Origin of the sequence: Thermomonas haemolytica (genome assembly GCF_004346265.1) — a bacterium.
GTDB lineage: Bacteria > Pseudomonadota > Gammaproteobacteria > Xanthomonadales > Xanthomonadaceae > Thermomonas > Thermomonas haemolytica.
In genome coordinates this window covers 1-16653 of the sequence record NZ_SMAP01000012.1, presented here as the reverse complement: position 1 = coordinate 16653, position 16653 = coordinate 1, and the positions used below count along the sequence as shown (strand labels likewise).

Genomic DNA, 16653 nt, shown 5'->3' with positions numbered 1-16653 from the left:
CTTCCCTTCGTGGGGCCATAGCTCAGCTGGGAGAGCGCGTCGTTCGCAATGACGAGGTCGGGAGTTCGATCCTCCCTGGCTCCACCATCTTCCAACGCCCGACTGGCAACGGTCGGGCGTTTTCATTCGTGGACTCGCGTGGGCTCGCCGGCATGAAGACCTTCCTGCTGTTCCTGGCCACCGCCGTGGCCGAGATCGTCGGCTGCTACCTGCCGTGGCTGTGGCTGAAGCAGCAGGGCCCGGCCTGGCTGCTGCTGCCGGCGGCGCTGAGCCTGGCGCTGTTCGTGTGGCTGCTGACCTTGCACGATGCGGCATCCGGCCGGGTGTACGCCGCCTACGGCGGCATGTATATCAGTGTGGCCATCGCCTGGCTGTGGGCGGTGGACGGCATCCGCCCGAACGGCTGGGACGTGTTCGGCGTCTTACTGGCGCTGGCGGGCATGGCGGTGATCGCGTTCCAGCCGCGCTGAGCGGCCGCCACCGGAGGCAGCGCATGCCACATCCGCCATCGCCCAAAACTGCCGCCCCCGGCAAACGCACCCGGCTGCCGGCGGGGATCTGGCTGCTGGGGCTGGTCAGCCTGCTGATGGACACCTCCTCGGAGATGATCCACAGCCTGCTGCCGCTGTTCATGGTCGGCACCCTGGGCGCCAGCGCGCTGGCGGTCGGCCTGATGGAAGGCCTTGCGGAATCCACCGCGCTGATCGTGAAGGTGTTCTCCGGCGCGCTCAGCGACTATCTCGGCAAGCGCAAGGCGCTGGCGGTGCTGGGATACGGTCTGGCCGCGGTCACCAAGCCGCTGTTCGCGATCGCCTCCTCGTCCGGGCTCGTGCTCGCGGCCCGCCTGCTGGACCGGGTTGGCAAGGGCATCCGCGGCGCTCCCCGCGATGCGCTGGTGGCGGACATCGCGCCGCCGGAGGCGCGCGGGGCCGCGTTCGGGCTGCGCCAGGCGCTGGACACCGTGGGCGCCTTCCTCGGTCCGCTGCTGGGCGCGGGCCTGATGCTGCTATGGGCGAATGATTTCCGCGCCATCTTCTGGGTGGCGGTGATCCCCGCGGGCCTGGCGGTGGCCCTGCTCGTGGTCGGCGTGCGCGAGCCCCGGCCTGCCGCTGTGGAGAAGCGCCACAACCCGATCCGGCACGAGAACCTGGCCCGGCTGGGACGCCGCTACTGGTGGGTGGTGGCGGTGGGCGCGGTGTTCTCGCTGGCGCGCTTCAGCGAGGCCTTCCTGGTGCTGCGCGCGCAGCAGGGCGGGATCGCGGTCGCGCTGATCCCGCTGGTGATGGTGGCGATGAACGTGATCTACGCCGCCTCCGCCTACCCCTTCGGCTGGCTGTCGGACCGCGTCAACCACGGCGCGCTGATGGCGGCCGGCCTGCTTCCGCTGATCGCCGCCGACCTGGTGCTGGCGACGGGTGGCGGCTGGCCTACCGTGCTGTTCGGAGTGGCGCTATGGGGCATCCACATGGGCATGACCCAGGGACTGCTGGCGACGATGGTGGCCGAGCGCGCGCCCGCCGACCTCCGCGGCACCGCGTTCGGCATGTTCAACCTCGTCAGCGGCGGCGCGCTGCTGGTCGCCAGCGTGCTGGCCGGGCTGCTGTGGGATCGCTTCGGCGCGGCGGCGACCTTCCATGCCGGCGCCGCGTTCGGCCTGCTGGCGCTGCTGGGCCTGCTGGCCGGCGCGCTGCGCCGGCAGGATGGCCGCGGCCGCGCATGATGCCCGTACAGGTTACCGATAAAACGACGCCACGCCGCTGGAAAGCTAAGCGTGGCGCGGTTGCATGGTGCCGGAGATAGGAATCGAACCTACGACCCCATCATTACGAATGACGTGCTCTACCAACTGAGCTACTCCGGCGAGGCCGGGGAGTTTAGCCGCTGGCGGGTCATTGCGCCAGTTGCCGCAGCTCCTTGGGCAGGGCGAACACCATGTCCTCCGGCTCCCCGTGCAGTTCGCGCACGTCGGCCGCGCCCAGCGCGCGCAGGCGCTCCAGCACGCCACGCACCAGCACCTCCGGGGCCGAGGCACCGGCGGTGACGCCGATCCGCCGGCGCCCGGCAAGCCAGGCCGGGTCGATCTGGCCGGCGTTGTCGATCAGCCAGGCCGCGGCGCCCTCGCGCTCGGCCAGCTCGCGCAGGCGGTTGGAGTTGGAGGAATTGGGCGAGCCCACCACCAACACCGCGTCGCAGCCGTCGCGCACCAGTTCGCGCACGGCGTCCTGGCGGTTCTGGGTGGCGTAGCAGATGTCGTCGTGCTTCGGCCCCTGGATGGCCGGGTACTTCGCCTTCAGCGCCGCGATGATGTCGCGGGTGTCGTCCACGCTGAGCGTGGTCTGGGTGGTGTAGGCGCAGTTGTCCGGCTGCTCCAGCACCAGCGCGGCAACATCGTCGATGTCCTCGACCAGATGGATGCGCCCATTGCCGCCGTCGCCACTCCACTGGCCCATGGTGCCTTCCACCTCGGGATGGCCGGCATGCCCGATCAGCACCATGTCGCGGCCGCGCCGGCTTTGGCGGCTGACCTCCAGGTGCACCTTGGTGACCAGCGGGCAGGTGGCGTCGAACACCTTCAGCCCGCGCCGCTCGGCCTCCGCGCGCACCGCCTGCGAGACCCCGTGCGCGCTGAACACCACGGTGGCACCGTCCGGCACCTCGTCCAGCTCTTCCACGAACACCGCGCCGCGCGCCTTGAGGTCGTCCACCACGAACTTGTTGTGGACGACTTCATGGCGCACGTAGATCGGCGCGCCGAACACCTCGAGGGTGCGCTTGACGATCTCGATGGCGCGATCGACGCCGGCGCAGAAGCCGCGCGGATTGGCGAGCAGGACATCCATGCCGGCAGTTTACCCCTTCGCCTTCGTGCGCCCGCCCAGCAGGCCGGCCAGGGCCATGCCGATCGCGCCGCACACCACCGCGCTGTCTGCCACGTTGAACGCCGGCCAGTAGTGCTGGCCGACGTGCCACTGGATGAAATCCACCACGTGGCCATGCACGAAGCGGTCGATCACGTTGCCCAGCGCGCCGCCGATCACCAGCGCCAGCGGCAGCGCCTGCCGCCAGTCGCGGCGCGGCAGGCGCGCGAGCATCCACGCCATCAGCGCGCTGATCGCCAGCGCCAGCGCCACGAAGAAATATTTCTGCCAGCCGCCGGCATCGGCCAGGAAGCTGAAGGCCGCGCCGGTGTTGTAGGTGCGGTACCAGTTCCAGAAGCCCTCGATCACCGGCACCGCGGTGAACTCGGGCAGCGCCTTGAGCACCCAGGCTTTCGACCACTGGTCCAGTCCCAACACCAGCGCGGAGACGCCCAGCCAGGGCAGCGCGTTCGGCTTCGCGGCGGCCATCAGAAGTACACCCGGGTTTCGCCAGGACCGTCGATGTTGGACACGCAGCGACCGCACAGCAGCGGATGCGCGGCATGCGCGCCCACGTCCTCGCGGTGGTGCCAGCAGCGCACGCACTTGGGCTTGCCGGTGGCGCGCGCGGATACCCCGATGGCGGTTGCCTCCGCGTCCGGCACCACCGCGACATCGCCGCTGATGAACAGGAAGCGCAGTTCCTCCGCCAGCGGCGCCAGCCAGTTCTGGTCGGCCACCCCGCAACGCAGGGTGATCTCCGCCTCCAGCGCCGCGCCGATCTCGCCGGCGGCGCGCATCGGCTCCAGCACCTTGGCCACCTGCTCGCGCAGGACCAGCAATGCCTGCATGTCGGTCTCCGACAGCACGGCGTCCGCAGGCAGGGGCTCCAGCCCCCCGTACCAGGTCTCCAGCAGCACGTTGCCGGCACGCGCGCCGGGCAGGTAGCTCCACATCTCGTCGGCGGTGAAGCTCAGCACCGGGGCGATCCAGCGCACGAAGGCCTCCGCGATCCGGTACATCGCGCTCTGCGCGCTGCGGCGGCCGCGGGAGTCCTCCTGCATCGTGTACAGGCGGTCCTTGGTGACATCCAGGTACAGCGAGCCCAGGTCCACGCTGCAGAAGTTCATCAGCGCCTGCACCACCGCGGCGAAGTCGTACTCGGCATAGGCGCGCGCGACCTGCTCCTGCACCTGCCAGGCGCGGTGCACGATCCAGCGGTCCAGCGCGACCATCGCCTCCGGCGCCAGCAGGTCGCGCGCCGGGTCGAAGCCGTGCAGGTTGCCGAGCAGGAAGCGCGCGGTGTTGCGGATGCGTCGGTAGGCATCGGCGTTGCGCTTGAGGATCTCCTGCGACAGCGTCATCTCGTTGCTGTAGTCGGCGCTGGCGATCCACAGGCGCAGGATGTCCGCACCCAGGGTCTTCATGATCTCCTGCGGCTCGATCCCGTTGCCCAGCGATTTGCTCATCTTGCGGCCGTGCTCGTCCACGGTGAAACCGTGGGTGAGGCACTGCCGGTAGGGCGCGGCGCGGTCGATCGCCACCCCGGTGAGCAGGCTGCTCTGGAACCAGCCGCGGTGCTGGTCGGAGCCCTCGATGTAGAGGTCGGCCGGCTTGCCCAGCCCGCGCGCGGCCAGCACCGCCTCGTGGGTGACGCCGGAATCGAACCACACGTCGAGGATGTCGGTGATCTTCTCATAGTCGTCCGCCTCCTCGCCCAGCAGCGTGGCCGGCTCCAGCGAATACCAGGCGTCGATCCCGGCCTGCTCCACGCGCTCGGCCACCTGCCGCATCAGCTCCACGCTGCGCGGGTGGATCGCGCCGGTCTGGCGGTGCACGAACAGCGCGATCGGCACGCCCCAGGTGCGCTGGCGCGAGATGGTCCAGTCCGGGCGGCCCTCCACCATCCCCGCGATCCGCGCCTGGCCCCAGGCTGGATACCACTTGACGGTCTCGATCGCGGCCAGCGCATCGCGGCGCAGGTGCGCCTGCTCCATCGAGATGAACCACTGCGGGGTGGCGCGGAAGGCGATCGGGGTCTTGTGCCGCCAGCAATGCGGGTAGCTGTGGGTCAGCTTCGCGAAAGCCAGCAGGCGGCCGCTGGCGCGCAGCACGTCAACGATGACCTCGTTGGCCTTCCACACATGCAGGCCGGCGAGTTCGACCTCTCCTGCGGGCGGCGTTCCCGGCAGATACACGCCGCGGCCGTCCACCGGGTTGAGCACGGCGGCGTCGTATTTCTCGACCAGGCCGTATTTCTGCGAGACCGCGAAGTCCTCCTGGCCGTGGCCGGGCGCGGTGTGCACGGCGCCGGTGCCGTCCTCGGCGCTGACGTGGTCGCCCAGCAGTACCGGGATGTCGCGGCCCGGGTAGAACGGATGCGCGAACAGCATGCCTTCCAACTTCTCGCCGCGCGCGCGGCCGAACACGACGACCTCATCCACGCCGTAGCGCTTCAGCGTCTTCTCGGCCAGCGCCTCGGCCAGCACCAGCCAGCGGCGGGTGCCGTCGGTGCCCGCCGGGCCTTCCACCAGCACGTAGTCCAGCTCCGGGCCCAGCGAAATCGCCAGCGAGGCCGGCAGCGTCCACGGCGTGGTGGTCCAGATCGGCAGGGCCACCTCCACGCCTTCCGGCAGTTCGCTGCCGAACGCGCGGCTGACCTGCTGCGGGTTGCGCGCGGCGTAGGCCACGTCGATCGCGGGCGAGACCTTGTCCTGGTACTCGATCTCGGCCTCGGCCAGCGCGCTGCCGCAGTCGAAGCACCAGTACACCGGTTTCACCCCGCGCAGCAGGTGGCCGTTCTCCACCACCTTGGCCAGCGCGCGGATCTCGTCGGCCTCGAACTTGAAATCGAGGGTGCGGTAGGGGTTGTCCCAGTCGCCCAGCACGCCCAGGCGCTTGAAGTCGCGGCGCTGCACCTCGATCTGCTCGCTGGCGTACTCGCGGCACTTCTGGCGGAACTCGGTGGCGTCCAGCTTGGTGCCGACCTTGCCCCACTTCTTCTCGATCGCGATCTCGATCGGCAGCCCGTGGCAGTCCCAGCCCGGCACGTAGGGCGCGTCGAACCCTGCCAGCGTCTTCGACTTGACGATGATGTCCTTGAGGATTTTGTTGACCGCATGCCCGAGGTGGATGGCCCCGTTCGCATACGGCGGGCCGTCGTGGAGCACGAAGCGCGGGCGCCCGGCGGCCACCTTGCGGATCTGCGCGTACAGGCCTTCGGCCTCCCAGCGCGCCAGGGTGTCCGGCTCGCGCTTGGGTAGGTCGCCGCGCATCGGGAAGCCGGTCTCCGGCAGCAGGATGGTGGCCTTGTAGGGGTTCTCGGTCTTGTCGGTCACGCTGACGCCTGTGTGGTCGGTGCTGGGGTGGGGGAATCCGCATACGGGCGTGCGGTCGCCTGTCCGGGGCCGGACCCGGCGAGGATCGCACGTGCGTGCGCCTCGTCGCGCTGCATCTGCGCCACCAACGCGGGCAGGTCCGGGAATTTTTCCTCGTCGCGCAGGTGGGCGACGAACTCGACCTCGATCCGCTGCCCGTACAGGCTGCCTTCGAAATCGAACAGATGCGCTTCCAGCAGCGGCTCCACCCCGTCCACCGTGGGGCGGGTGCCGAAGCTTGCGACCGCCGGCCACGGCGTCGCCCCGACCCCGTGCACCCAGGTCGCGAAGATGCCGCGCAGCGCCGGCACCTTGCCACCGTAGCGCAGGTTGGCGGTGGGATAGCCGAGGGTGCGGCCGAGCTGGCGGCCGTGCACGACCCGCCCGGCGATCGCATACGGGCGGCCGAGCAGGCGCGCGGCATGGGTGAAATCGCCCTCCGCCAGCGCGGCGCGGATGCGGGTGCTGGAGACGCGCTCGCCTTCGACGTGGACCGGCGCGATCGCCTGCGCCGTGAACCCCAGCGCCGGGCCGATCTCCTGCAGCAGCGCGATGTCGCCGGCGCGCCCCTGGCCGAAGCGGAAATCCGGGCCGACCCAGACCTCGCGCGCGCCCAGCTGCGCGGCCAGCACCGTGCGCGCGAACTCCGCGGCCGGCATCGCCGCCAGGCGCGCATCGAAACGCAGCAGGCCCACGCCGTCACAGCCCAGCGCCCACAGGCCCTCGACCTTGGCCCGTGGCAGCATCAGCCGCGGCGGGCGCGCACCGGGGGCGAAGAACTCGCGCGGCAGCGGCTCGAAGCCCAGCGCTACCGCCGGCACGCCCAGCGCACGCGCACGCGCGACCGCGCGGTCGACCAGCGCGCGATGGCCGAGGTGGAGGCCGTCGAAGGCGCCGATGCAGACCACGCTGCCCTGCGGGCACAGCGCCCGCCCGTGCCCCGCGGCGGGGCCGGCATCGCGGAAGAGGAAGCTCATGGCAGGCCCGCAGTATAGCGGCGGCGGGCGGCGCGATGCCCGCCGGCGCGCGCGCTCAGTGTTCGCGGAAATCGCGCGGGCGGAACCCCAGCGCCAGCATCGCCAGCGCATACACCCCGGCCCCGCCGCCCACCAGCAGCGCCAGCCAGCCCAGGCGCTGCCACTTGTCCACCGCGGTGAAGTCCGGCGCCAGCTGCAACCCGGCCAGCAGCGCCGCGGCCATCGCCGCATTCGCCAGCGCCAGCCGCAGCAGGTAGCGGCCCCAGCCCGGCTGCAGGTCGAACACCCCCGCCTTGCGCAGCCAGCGCCACAGCAGCAGCAGGTTCAGGTAGCTGGACAGGGCGGAGGCGATGCCCAACGCGAAGTGCAGCCCCGGCACCCGCGCCAGGGTCTCCATCACTCCGCCGGCCTTGTCCGCCTCCGGCACCCACAGCCAGTACATCAGGGCCAGGATCGCCACGTTGAACAGCATGTTGGCCACCATCGCCACCAGCCCCGCGCGCACCGGGGTGCGGGTGTCCTGGCGCGCGTAGAACGCCGGCAGCACCGTCTTCACCAGCGCGAACGCCGGCAGCCCGAAGCTGAGGCCGAACACCGACAGCGCGGTCATGCGCGCGGCCTCGGCGGTGAACTTGCCGTACTGGAAGATGGTGGACACCAGCGGCAGCGACAGCAGCATCAGCCCCAGCATCGCCGGCAGGATGATCGCCAGGGTGGTGCGCAGGCCCCAGTCCAGCGACCTCGAGAACCCCGCGCGGTCGGTATTGACGTGGTGGCGCGACAGGGTCGGCAGGATCACCGTGCCCAGCGCGATCCCGAACACGCCCAGCGGGAACTCCAGGAAGCGGTCGGCGGTGGACAGCCAGCTCTGCGAGCCGTGCACCAGCATCGCCGCGATGAAGGTATCGAACAGCAGGTTGACCTGCGCCACCGACGAGCCCAGCAGGGTCGGCACCATCAGCCGCACCACCTTGCGCACGTCCGGATGGCGCCAGCCCCAGCGCGGCAGCGCCAGCAGGTCCAGCCGCGCCAATGCCGGCAGCAGGAACAGCAGCTGCAGGATGCCGGCGGCCAGGATCGCCCAGCCCATCGCCATGATCGGCGGATGCGCCAGGCGCGAGCCCCACAGCGCGCCGGCGATCATGCACAGGTTGAGGATGATCGGCACGAACGCCGGCAGGCCGAAGCGGTGGTAGCTGTTCAGCGCACCGCCCGCCAGCGCGGTCAGCGAGACGAACAGCAGGAACGGGAAGGTCAGCCGCAGCAGGTCGGCGATCAGCGCGTGCTGGCCCGGGGCCGGGTCGGCCTGGGTGAACACGTCCGCCAGCTGCGGCGCCAGCAGCATGCCCAACGCGGTCACCACCAGCAGCACCCCGCCCAGGGTGCCGGCGGCGCGCGCCACCAACGCCTTGAGGTCGGCGTGCGGGCGGGTTTCCTTGATCTCGGTGAACACCGGCACGAACGCGGTGGAGAACGACCCTTCCGCGAACAGCCGGCGCATGAAATTGGGGATCCGGAACGCCACCCAGAACGCGTCGGTCATCCAGGTGGCGCCGAAGGTGGCGTTGAACACCTGGTCGCGCACCAGCCCGAACACCCGGCTGAGCAGGGTCATGCCGCCGAACGACAGCACCCCGCGCGCCATGCTGCGGGGCCGCGCCCCGCCCTGCCCGCCGCCCGCGCTCACGCCGCCACCGCCGTCTGGCGCGTACGGCCGCGCGGGTTGACCCAAGCCATTGAATCGTCCATAATCGGCGGTCTTTCCGAATCCCTCGTTGGCCGGCCATTGTGCCAGCCGGCGAACCCCGCAGCCAAAACTCCAGACTTCCCAGGATTTTCCCCGTGGCCAACATCAAGTCCGCCAAGAAGCGCGCCAAGCAGACCGTCGTGCGCAATGCCCGCAACGTGGCCCAGCGTTCGCAGCTGCGTACCGCCGTCAAGAAGGTGATCAAGGCGATCGACGCCAACGACGCCTCCGCCGCCCGCGAGGCCTTTGCCGTGGCCCAGCCGCTGCTGGACCGCTTCGCCGCCCGCGGCCTGATCCACAAGAACAAGGCCGCCCGCCACAAGGCCCGCCTGACCGCGCGCATCAAGGCGCTGCAGGCCGCCTGAGGCCGCTTCCGCGGATTCGGCGAAAAACCCCGCGCAAGCGGGGTTTTTCGTGCCCGTCTTCCGGGCCGGGCGACGCTCACGCATCGGCGCGCCCGTGCCCCTCGCCGGCCGGCGCGCCGCCAGCACCCTGGCCCGCTTCGGCCTGCTCCTCGCGCAGGCGGTCGAAGAAGGCCTGCACCGCCAGCATGATCGGCCAGGTGCCCTCGCGCCCGATCGCCGACACCAGGAACCACGGCGCCTCCCAGCCCAGCTCGGCCACGATGGCCTCGGCCGCGGCGCGCGCCTCGTCCTCGAACATCAGGTCGGCCTTGTTCAGCACCAGCCAGCGCGGCTTCTCCAGCATCGCCGGGTCGTACTTGCGCAGCTCGTGCTCGATCGCGCGCACCTGCTCCACCGGCGAGGGCATATGCGCGCCGCCGCCCAGCGCATCCATCGGCGAGATGTCCACCAGGTGCAGCAGCAGGCGAGTGCGCTGGACATGGCGCAGGAACAGGCTGCCCAGCCCGGCGCCGTCGGCCGCGCCCTCGATCAGGCCGGGGATGTCGGCGATCACGAAGCTGCGGCCCGGCTCCACGCTGACCACCCCGAGGTTCGGGTACAGCGTGGTGAACGGGTAGTCCGCCACCTTCGGGGTCGCCGCCGAGACCGCGCGCACGAAGGTGGACTTGCCGGCATTGGGGAAGCCGAGCAGGCCGACGTCGGCCAGCAGCTTGAGCTCCAGCCGCAGGGTGCGGCTCTCGCCCTCCTCGCCCGGCGTCGCCTTGCGCGGGGCGCGGTTGACCGAGCTCTTGAAGTGCATGTTGCCGAGCCCGCCCTTGCCGCCCTTGGCCACCAGCAGGCGCTGGCCGTGCACGGTGAGATCGCCGATCACCTCGTCGGTCTCGACGTTGTGGACCACGGTCCCCACCGGCACCGTGATCACGATGTCCTCGCCGGCCTTGCCGTACATCTGCCGGCCCATGCCGTTCTCGCCGCGCTGCGCCTTGAACCTGGTCTGGTGGCGGAAATCCACCAGGGTGTTGAGGTTCTCGTCGGCCTGCAGCCAGACGTCGCCGCCATCGCCGCCGTCGCCGCCGTCCGGCCCGCCCAGCGGGATGAACTTCTCGCGGCGGAACCCGATGCAGCCGTTGCCGCCATTGCCGGCGGTGACCGTGATTTCAGCTTCGTCGACGAGTTTCATGCGGGGATTGTGCCGTGTTGGTGGGGATTCGGCGAAGCGGCGCCTCGCCTGCAAACGAAAAGCCCCGCCGGGGCGGGGCTTTTCGCGATCGCGTGCCGGCGCGCCTTACTGGGCGGCGCTGACGATGCTGACCGTGCGGCGCTTCTTCGGGCCCTTGGTGGAGAACTCCACGGTGCCGTCGATCAGCGCGAACAGGGTGTGGTCGCGGCCGAGGCCCACGCCGGTGCCCGGGTGGAACTGGGTGCCGCGCTGGCGGACGATGATGTTGCCCGCTTCGACGGCCTGGCCGCCGTACAGCTTCACGCCCAGGTACTTCGGATTCGAGTCGCGGCCGTTGCGGGTCGAACCACCAGCCTTTTTGTGTGCCATGACTGCGTCTCCTTACTTCTTGTCGCCACCGGCGATGCCGGTGATCTGGATTTCGGTGTAGTGCTGCCGGTGGCCCATCTGCTTGCGATGGTGCTTGCGGCGGCGGAACTTGACGATGCGCACCTTGTCGGCGCGGCCGTGGCCGACGACCTTCGCGGTGACGGAAGCACCCTTCAGCGCGTCGCCCAGCTTGATGCCGTCGGCGTCGCCCAGCATCAGGACGTTGTCCAGGGTGATCTCGCTGCCGGCTTCGGCTTCGAGCTTCTCGACGCGGAGCGTTTCGCCCTGCATCACGCGGTATTGCTTACCGCCGGTGACCAGTACTGCGTACATGTTGGAGTCTCTCGGTTCTGTAGTTCTTCTGGGTGCCTCGCCACGTCGCGGCGGCGGGGTCTGCCGCCATCGTGGGCGGACAGGAGCGGAATTGTAGGGGATTCAGCGGGTTAGGGTCAACCCGCCTACCGGACGGGCGGAATGCGGCCCCTCCGGGTGCCCCGCCCGCCGGCGGCGCGCTGCATCCGGACGGCCCCGTCGCCCGTCTCATCCCGGGCGACGCCCAGCACCGGAACTGGCAATCCCGCGATTTGCCCCCAAATCGCCCCCTCGCTACGCTTCCCGATTGGCCGGCGCATCCCGGCCTCCCCCACCCGGCAGGACATCGCGATGGCCCTGGACTACATCCGCATCCGCGGCGCACGGACGCACAACCTCAAGAACATCGACCTCGACCTGCCGCGCGACAAGCTGATCGTGATCACCGGCCTGTCCGGCTCCGGCAAGTCGTCGCTGGCGTTCGACACCATCTACGCCGAGGGCCAGCGCCGCTACGTGGAATCGCTCTCCGCCTACGCGCGGCAGTTCCTGAGCGTGATGGACAAGCCCGACCTCGACCACATCGAAGGCCTGTCCCCGGCGATCTCGATCGAACAGAAGTCCACCAGCCACAACCCGCGCTCGACGGTCGGCACCATCACCGAGATCCACGACTACCTGCGCCTGCTGTACGCACGCGTGGGCACGCCGCGCTGCCCGGACCACGGCTTCCCGCTGGAGGCGCAGACCGTCAGCCAGATGGTGGACCAGGTGCTGGCGATGGAGGCCGACCCGGCGCTGGCCGAGCAGCGCTGGATGCTGCTGGCGCCGGTGGTGCGCGAGCGCAAGGGCGAGCATGCACAGGTGTTCGACCAGCTGCGCGCGCAGGGCTACGTGCGGGTGCGGGTGGACGGCGTGCTGCACGAGATCGACGCGGTGCCGCCGCTGGCGCCGCGGGTGAAGCACACCATCGAGGCGGTGATCGACCGCTTCCGCCCGCGCGCCGACATCCGCCAGCGCCTGGCCGAATCGTTCGAGACCGCGCTCAAGCTGGGCGACGGCATGGCCATCGTGCAGTCGATGGATGCCGCACCGGACGCCGCGCCGCTGCTGTTCTCCTCGCGCTACGCCTGCCCGGTGTGCGATTACTCGCTGCCGGAGCTGGAGCCGCGGCTGTTCTCGTTCAACTCGCCGGTCGGCGCCTGCCCCGGCTGCGACGGCCTGGGCGTGGCGCAGTTCTTCGACCCGGCCAAGGTGGTGGCGCACCCGGAGCTGTCGCTGGCGGCCGGGGCGATGCGCGGCTGGGACCGCCGCAACACCTACTACTTCTCGATGATCGCCTCGCTGGCGCGGCACTACGGCTTCGACGTGGACACCCCGTGGCAGCAGCTGCCGGCGCGCATCCGCGACATCCTCCTGAACGGCAGCGGCAGCGAGGAGATCAACCTTGCCTACATCGGCGAGACCGGCCGCCGGGTGCAGCGCCGGCATCCATTCGAGGGCATCCTGCCGAACCTGGAACGCCGCTACCGCGAGACCGAGAGCGCCGCGGTGCGCGAGGAACTGGCCAAGTACATCAGCGAGCGCGCCTGCCCCGAGTGCGGCGGCGCGCGCCTGAACCGGCAGGCGCGCAACGTGTTCGTGGCCGACCGCCCGCTGCACGAGATCGCGGTGCTGTCGATCGACGCCTGCCTGGCCTTCTTCGACGGCCTCGCCCTGTCCGGCTGGCGCGGCGAGATCGCCACCAAGATCGTGAAGGAGATCCGCGAGCGCCTGGGCTTCCTGGTGGACGTGGGCCTGGACTACCTGAGCCTGGATCGCAAGGCCGATTCGCTCTCGGGCGGCGAGGCCCAGCGCATCCGCCTGGCCAGCCAGATCGGCGCCGGCCTGGTGGGCGTGATGTACGTGCTGGACGAACCCTCGATCGGCCTGCACCAGCGCGACAACGAGCGCCTGCTGGCGACCCTGACCCGCCTGCGCGACCTCGGCAACACGGTGATCGTGGTCGAGCACGACGAGGACGCGATCCGGCTGGCCGACCACATCGTGGACATCGGCCCCGGCGCCGGCGTGCACGGCGGCGAGGTGGTGGCGCAGGGCGACCTCGACGCCGTGCTGCGGGCGCCGCGCTCGCTGACCGGGCAATACCTGTCGGGCAAGCGCAGGATCGAGGTCCCGGCGCACCGCCACGCGCCGAACCGCAAACGCCTGCTGAAGCTCAAGGGTGCCAGCGGCAACAACCTGCAGGACGTGGACCTGGAGATCCCGGCCGGGCTGCTGACCTGCATCACGGGCGTCTCCGGCTCCGGCAAGTCCACCCTCATCAACGACACCCTGTACGCGCTGGCCGCCAACGAGATCAACGGCGCCGCGCATACGCCCGCACCGTATGCGGACGTGGCCGGGCTGGACCTGTTCGACAAGGTGGTGGACATCGACCAGTCGCCGATCGGGCGCACCCCGCGCAGCAACCCGGCCACCTACACCGGCCTGTTCACCCCGCTGCGCGAGCTGTTCGCGCAGGTGCCGGAGGCGCGCGCGCGCGGCTATTCGCCAGGCCGCTTCAGCTTCAACGTGCGCGGCGGCCGCTGCGAGGCCTGCCAGGGCGACGGCCTGATCAAGGTCGAGATGCACTTCCTGCCCGACGTGTACGTGCCCTGCGACGTGTGCCAGGGCAAGCGCTACAACCGCGAGACGCTGGAGATCCTGTACAAGGGCCACAGCATCCACGACGTGCTGGAAATGACGGTGGAGGACGCGCTGGAGCTGTTCGCGCCGGTGCCGGCGATCGCGCGCAAGCTGGAAACGCTGGTGGACGTGGGGCTGTCGTACATCAAGCTGGGCCAGAGCGCGACCACCCTGTCCGGCGGCGAGGCGCAGCGGGTGAAGCTGTCGAAGGAACTCAGCCGCCGCGACACCGGGCGCACCCTGTACATCCTCGACGAGCCCACCACCGGATTGCACTTCCACGACATCGAGGCGCTGCTGGCGGTGCTGCACCGGCTGCGCGACGACGGCAACACGGTGGTGGTGATCGAGCACAACCTGGACGTGATCAAGACCGCCGACTGGATCGTGGACCTCGGGCCCGAGGGCGGCCACCGCGGCGGCCGCATCATCGCCACCGGCACCCCGGAGGAGGTGGCCGCCAACCCGGCCTCGCACACCGGGCGGTTTCTTGCGCCTTTGCTCCAACGCGATCGGGCAAGCTCCACCGCCCGCCCCCGCAAGAAGGCCTCGCCATGACGGCACCCCACGCCCCGTTCCGCACCCCGGTCGCGCTGCGCTGGAGCGACCTCGACGCGTTCAACCACGTCAACAACGCGCGCTACCTGACCTTCCTGGAGCAGGCGCGCATCGAATGGCTGGAAGGCATCGGCGATGCCTGGGTCACCGACGAAGCCGGGCCGGTGGTCGCCTCCGCCACCCTCAACTTCAAGGCGCCGATCACCTACCCGGCCGATGTCTTCGTGGAGCTGTTCGCGGAGAAGCTGGGCACCAGCAGCGTGGTGATCGGCCACCGCATCCTCGCCGCCGACGGCACCCTGCACTGCGACGGCCAGGTCGTGGTGGTGTGGATCGACCGCCGCAGCGGGCGCGCCACCCCGCTGCCGGACGGCGTGCGCCGCGCCGCCGAGACCCTGCTTCCGGCCTGACCGCCCGCGGCCCTTCCCGCCCACCGACGGAGCACCGCCATGTCCCTAATCACCACCCGCGTCCACGGCGACATCCACGAACTGCAGCTGGCGCGGCCCCCTGTCAACGCCCTGAATCCGCTGCTGTGTCTGGAGTTGGCGCATGGCATCGAACGCGCGGTTATGCAAGGCGCCGCCGGAATCGTGCTGGCGGGCGGCCCCAAGGTGTTTTCGGCCGGGCTGGACGTGCCCTACCTGCTGTCGCTGGGCGACGACCGGGACGCCCTGCTGCAGGCCTGGTCGGCCTTCTTCCGCGCGGCGCGCGCGCTGGCCGCCTGCCCGGTGCCGGTGGCGGCGGCGATGGCCGGCCATGCTCCGGCCGGCGGCTGCGTGCTGGCGCTGTGCTGCGACTACCGGGTGCTGGCCGACGGCCCCTACCGGATCGGCCTGAACGAAACCCAGGTCGGCCTGGTCGCACCGGAGGGCATCCAGGCCCTGCTGGCGCGCGTGGTCGGCGCGCACCGCGCCGAACGCCTGCTGGTGGAAGGCGCGATGCCGGAGGCGCGCGAGGCGCTGCGGATCGGCCTGGTGGACGAGCTCACCGACATCGACGACGTCCCCGCACGTGCCCGCGCCTGGCTGGAGCAGTTGCTGCAACTACCGTCGATGCCGATGCGCGAGACCCGCGCGATCGCCCGCCGCGACGTCGTGGCGGCACTGGCCCCGGAGCGCATCGAGCTCGAACGCTTCGTCGAACAGTGGAGCCACCCGGACACCCAAGCCGCACTGCGCGCGATGCTGGCGCGGATCGGCAAGTAAACCGGCGTTTTCTGAATACCCAACGCCCGCTGTTGCTGCACCAGGGCGGGCTGTTCAGATCCCCTTTAGCTTCGAGTGGTACGGCGATTGGGGGCAGGTCAATCAATCGCCATCAAAGATGGGCATATCAAAATCGAGATACCAATTCCCTTCTCTTTCATAGAAGCTCTCACAGACGATAGATTCTAGATCTAGCGAGTACCCCCGCAAGCTCTCCGGCGACCATTCACCTTTGAAACGATCAGGATCGTAATAACAGACATAGTATGTTCCCGTCCCCTTAATGCGAATAATTCTTCTCGTAAGATTCTCATTTCGATTGAAGAAATCTCTGACGGACCTCTTGCTTCCAAAAAAGTAATTTGCGATGGGATCGCTCGGGTCGGGAAGACTTTCCCGCAAAGCCTGTCTCGTCGAGGGCTCTTCTGCCAAGGCCATGATTGCGCGCCAATCGCCTCGCATAACTGCATCTTTCCACTCTTGGCTTGCTCGCTGCAATCCAAATGGCGCATCAACAACGCCCTTCAACTCCTGCCTTGAGGCATGGCAAGCAGACACAAGAAATAGAAGTGTAGCAATTACTGGCACACGCATGACGTCCCCTTGTCCGCTTGATTCTCCTTGATTGCGGAAATCCGATCTTTGTATCCGTGTTTTATTGGATCCGCTTCAAAATGCGGCGGATCCTTGTCGTTTGGAAGCCTGAAGAACCCGTCCTGATTGGCAATGTTAATCAGTTGCTGCTGCTGACTTACCGGCAATCTGCTTATGTTGATGTCGAATGCGAATCCAGATTCATGACGTGAAGTGCCAGGCCTCGCGACAGGATTTGGATTGTTACGACGGTTATTCCACAACTTCGTCTGCTCCTCAGTTGTGCGGAAGACGTAATTGAACGTCGCGTTTATTCCAGCCGCCTGCGTAAGCTCCCCCGTCAAGCGGACATTTCAAAAGTAGAACATCTGGCGGGTTGGTTGCGGTATTCGATGGGCGTCATGCCGTCGAGGGCGTCGT

16 protein-coding genes and 2 tRNA genes are annotated in these 16653 nt (G+C 69.3%); 7 read left to right on the top strand and 11 right to left on the bottom strand.

From position 1 onward, the window contains the following. Positions 1 to 11: 11 nt before the first annotated feature. From EDC34_RS11600 to EDC34_RS11590, 3 genes are all read left to right on the top strand, one after another. A tRNA-Ala gene (locus tag EDC34_RS11600) sits at positions 12 to 87 on the top strand. Positions 88 to 152: 65 nt separating this feature from the next. Then, a complete protein-coding gene (locus EDC34_RS11595; RefSeq protein ID WP_114961034.1) occupies positions 153 to 470 on the top strand; it encodes a YnfA family protein in 318 nt (105 codons plus the stop codon). A 23-nt stretch (positions 471 to 493) separates the two neighbouring features. Further along, positions 494 to 1720 carry an MFS transporter gene (locus EDC34_RS11590; RefSeq protein ID WP_114961033.1) on the top strand — a complete coding sequence of 409 codons (1227 nt, stop codon included), beginning with the start codon at positions 494 to 496 and terminating at the stop codon, positions 1718 to 1720. A 65-nt stretch (positions 1721 to 1785) separates the two neighbouring features. Here the strand turns inward: EDC34_RS11590 and EDC34_RS11585 are convergent. From EDC34_RS11585 to murJ, 6 genes are all read right to left on the bottom strand, one after another. Further along, positions 1786 to 1861, bottom strand: a tRNA-Thr gene (locus EDC34_RS11585). Positions 1862 to 1889: 28 nt separating this feature from the next. Next, positions 1890 to 2840, bottom strand: coding sequence for a 4-hydroxy-3-methylbut-2-enyl diphosphate reductase (gene ispH, locus EDC34_RS11580; RefSeq protein ID WP_114961032.1), 951 nt, complete (start codon positions 2838 to 2840; stop codon positions 1890 to 1892). Between the two features lie 9 nt (positions 2841 to 2849). Next, the gene (lspA, locus tag EDC34_RS11575) at positions 2850 to 3347 is read right to left on the bottom strand and encodes a signal peptidase II (protein ID WP_114961031.1); all 498 of its coding nucleotides are present in this window, start codon (positions 3345 to 3347) and stop codon (positions 2850 to 2852) included. After that, positions 3347 to 6133 (bottom strand): isoleucine--tRNA ligase, encoded by a 2787-nt coding sequence (gene ileS / locus EDC34_RS11570; protein WP_240311135.1) that lies wholly within the window; start codon positions 6131 to 6133, stop codon positions 3347 to 3349. The genes lspA and ileS overlap by 1 nt, the downstream gene beginning before the upstream one ends. Before the next feature lie 59 nt (positions 6134 to 6192). Next, entirely contained in the window at positions 6193 to 7212 is a 1020-nt protein-coding gene (locus EDC34_RS11565; protein WP_114961029.1) for a bifunctional riboflavin kinase/FAD synthetase, read from the bottom strand. A 55-nt stretch (positions 7213 to 7267) separates the two neighbouring features. Continuing rightward, positions 7268 to 8857, bottom strand: coding sequence for a murein biosynthesis integral membrane protein MurJ (gene murJ / locus EDC34_RS11560; protein ID WP_114961059.1), 1590 nt, complete (start codon positions 8855 to 8857; stop codon positions 7268 to 7270). A gap of 197 nt (positions 8858 to 9054) precedes the next feature. Here murJ and rpsT point away from each other — a divergent pair, with 197 nt between their 5' ends. Then, a complete protein-coding gene (rpsT, locus tag EDC34_RS11555; RefSeq protein ID WP_114961028.1) occupies positions 9055 to 9324 on the top strand; it encodes a 30S ribosomal protein S20 in 270 nt (89 codons plus the stop codon). A gap of 76 nt (positions 9325 to 9400) precedes the next feature. On the opposite strand, the gene obgE is transcribed toward rpsT, so the two are convergent. The 3 genes from obgE to rplU form a co-directional block, all read right to left on the bottom strand. After that, a complete protein-coding gene (obgE, locus tag EDC34_RS11550) occupies positions 9401 to 10504 on the bottom strand; it encodes a GTPase ObgE (RefSeq protein ID WP_114961027.1) in 1104 nt (367 codons plus the stop codon). A gap of 105 nt (positions 10505 to 10609) precedes the next feature. Further along, complete coding sequence (rpmA, locus tag EDC34_RS11545; protein ID WP_114961026.1) at positions 10610 to 10873, bottom strand: 50S ribosomal protein L27; 264 nt, start codon at positions 10871 to 10873, stop codon at positions 10610 to 10612. 12 nt (positions 10874 to 10885) lie between these two features. Continuing rightward, positions 10886 to 11206 carry a 50S ribosomal protein L21 gene (rplU, locus tag EDC34_RS11540; RefSeq protein ID WP_114961025.1) on the bottom strand — a complete coding sequence of 107 codons (321 nt, stop codon included), beginning with the start codon at positions 11204 to 11206 and terminating at the stop codon, positions 10886 to 10888. A 330-nt stretch (positions 11207 to 11536) separates the two neighbouring features. Between rplU and uvrA the strand changes: the two genes are divergently transcribed. Genes uvrA through EDC34_RS11525 form a run of 3 tightly spaced genes read left to right on the top strand, consistent with a single transcriptional unit; the run spans position 11537 to position 15639 of the window. Continuing rightward, positions 11537 to 14431: an excinuclease ABC subunit UvrA gene (gene uvrA, locus EDC34_RS11535; RefSeq protein ID WP_114961023.1), complete on the top strand. Its 2895-nt coding sequence runs from the start codon at positions 11537 to 11539 to the stop codon at positions 14429 to 14431. Next, the gene (locus EDC34_RS11530) at positions 14428 to 14841 is read left to right on the top strand and encodes an acyl-CoA thioesterase (RefSeq protein WP_114961022.1); all 414 of its coding nucleotides are present in this window, start codon (positions 14428 to 14430) and stop codon (positions 14839 to 14841) included. The genes uvrA and EDC34_RS11530 overlap by 4 nt, the downstream gene beginning before the upstream one ends. A gap of 39 nt (positions 14842 to 14880) precedes the next feature. Then, positions 14881 to 15639 (top strand): enoyl-CoA hydratase/isomerase family protein, encoded by a 759-nt coding sequence (locus EDC34_RS11525; protein WP_114961021.1) that lies wholly within the window; start codon positions 14881 to 14883, stop codon positions 15637 to 15639. 102 nt (positions 15640 to 15741) lie between these two features. Here the strand turns inward: EDC34_RS11525 and EDC34_RS11520 are convergent, their stop codons facing one another. Both EDC34_RS11520 and EDC34_RS12545 read right to left on the bottom strand, forming a co-directional pair. Continuing rightward, positions 15742 to 16233 (bottom strand): hypothetical protein, encoded by a 492-nt coding sequence (locus EDC34_RS11520; RefSeq protein ID WP_132982893.1) that lies wholly within the window; start codon positions 16231 to 16233, stop codon positions 15742 to 15744. Then, on the bottom strand, positions 16218 to 16577 hold the full coding sequence (locus EDC34_RS12545; protein ID WP_114961020.1) for a D-alanyl-D-alanine carboxypeptidase family protein: 360 nt from the start codon (positions 16575 to 16577) through the stop codon (positions 16218 to 16220). The genes EDC34_RS11520 and EDC34_RS12545 overlap by 16 nt, the downstream gene beginning before the upstream one ends. Between the last annotated feature and the right edge of the window lie 76 nt (positions 16578 to 16653).

Excerpts from the sequence above, each read along its gene's own strand:
- EDC34_RS11595 (WP_114961034.1), top strand. The coding sequence starts at position 153 with ATGAAGACCTTCCTGCTGTTCCTGGCCACCGCCGTGGCCGAGATCGTC.
- EDC34_RS11590 (WP_114961033.1), top strand. The coding sequence starts at position 494 with ATGCCACATCCGCCATCGCCCAAAACTGCCGCCCCCGGCAAACGCACC.
- ispH (WP_114961032.1), bottom strand. The coding sequence starts at position 2,840 with ATGGATGTCCTGCTCGCCAATCCGCGCGGCTTCTGCGCCGGCGTCGAT.
- lspA (WP_114961031.1), bottom strand. The coding sequence starts at position 3,347 with ATGGCCGCCGCGAAGCCGAACGCGCTGCCCTGGCTGGGCGTCTCCGCG.
- ileS (WP_240311135.1), bottom strand. The coding sequence starts at position 6,133 with ATGCGCGGCGACCTACCCAAGCGCGAGCCGGACACCCTGGCGCGCTGG.
- EDC34_RS11565 (WP_114961029.1), bottom strand. The coding sequence starts at position 7,212 with ATGAGCTTCCTCTTCCGCGATGCCGGCCCCGCCGCGGGGCACGGGCGG.
- murJ (WP_114961059.1), bottom strand. The coding sequence starts at position 8,857 with ATGGCGCGCGGGGTGCTGTCGTTCGGCGGCATGACCCTGCTCAGCCGG.
- obgE (WP_114961027.1), bottom strand. The coding sequence starts at position 10,504 with ATGAAACTCGTCGACGAAGCTGAAATCACGGTCACCGCCGGCAATGGC.
- rpmA (WP_114961026.1), bottom strand. The coding sequence starts at position 10,873 with ATGGCACACAAAAAGGCTGGTGGTTCGACCCGCAACGGCCGCGACTCG.
- rplU (WP_114961025.1), bottom strand. The coding sequence starts at position 11,206 with ATGTACGCAGTACTGGTCACCGGCGGTAAGCAATACCGCGTGATGCAG.
- uvrA (WP_114961023.1), top strand. The coding sequence starts at position 11,537 with ATGGCCCTGGACTACATCCGCATCCGCGGCGCACGGACGCACAACCTC.
- EDC34_RS11530 (WP_114961022.1), top strand. The coding sequence starts at position 14,428 with ATGACGGCACCCCACGCCCCGTTCCGCACCCCGGTCGCGCTGCGCTGG.
- EDC34_RS11525 (WP_114961021.1), top strand. The coding sequence starts at position 14,881 with ATGTCCCTAATCACCACCCGCGTCCACGGCGACATCCACGAACTGCAG.
- EDC34_RS11520 (WP_132982893.1), bottom strand. The coding sequence starts at position 16,233 with ATGCGTGTGCCAGTAATTGCTACACTTCTATTTCTTGTGTCTGCTTGC.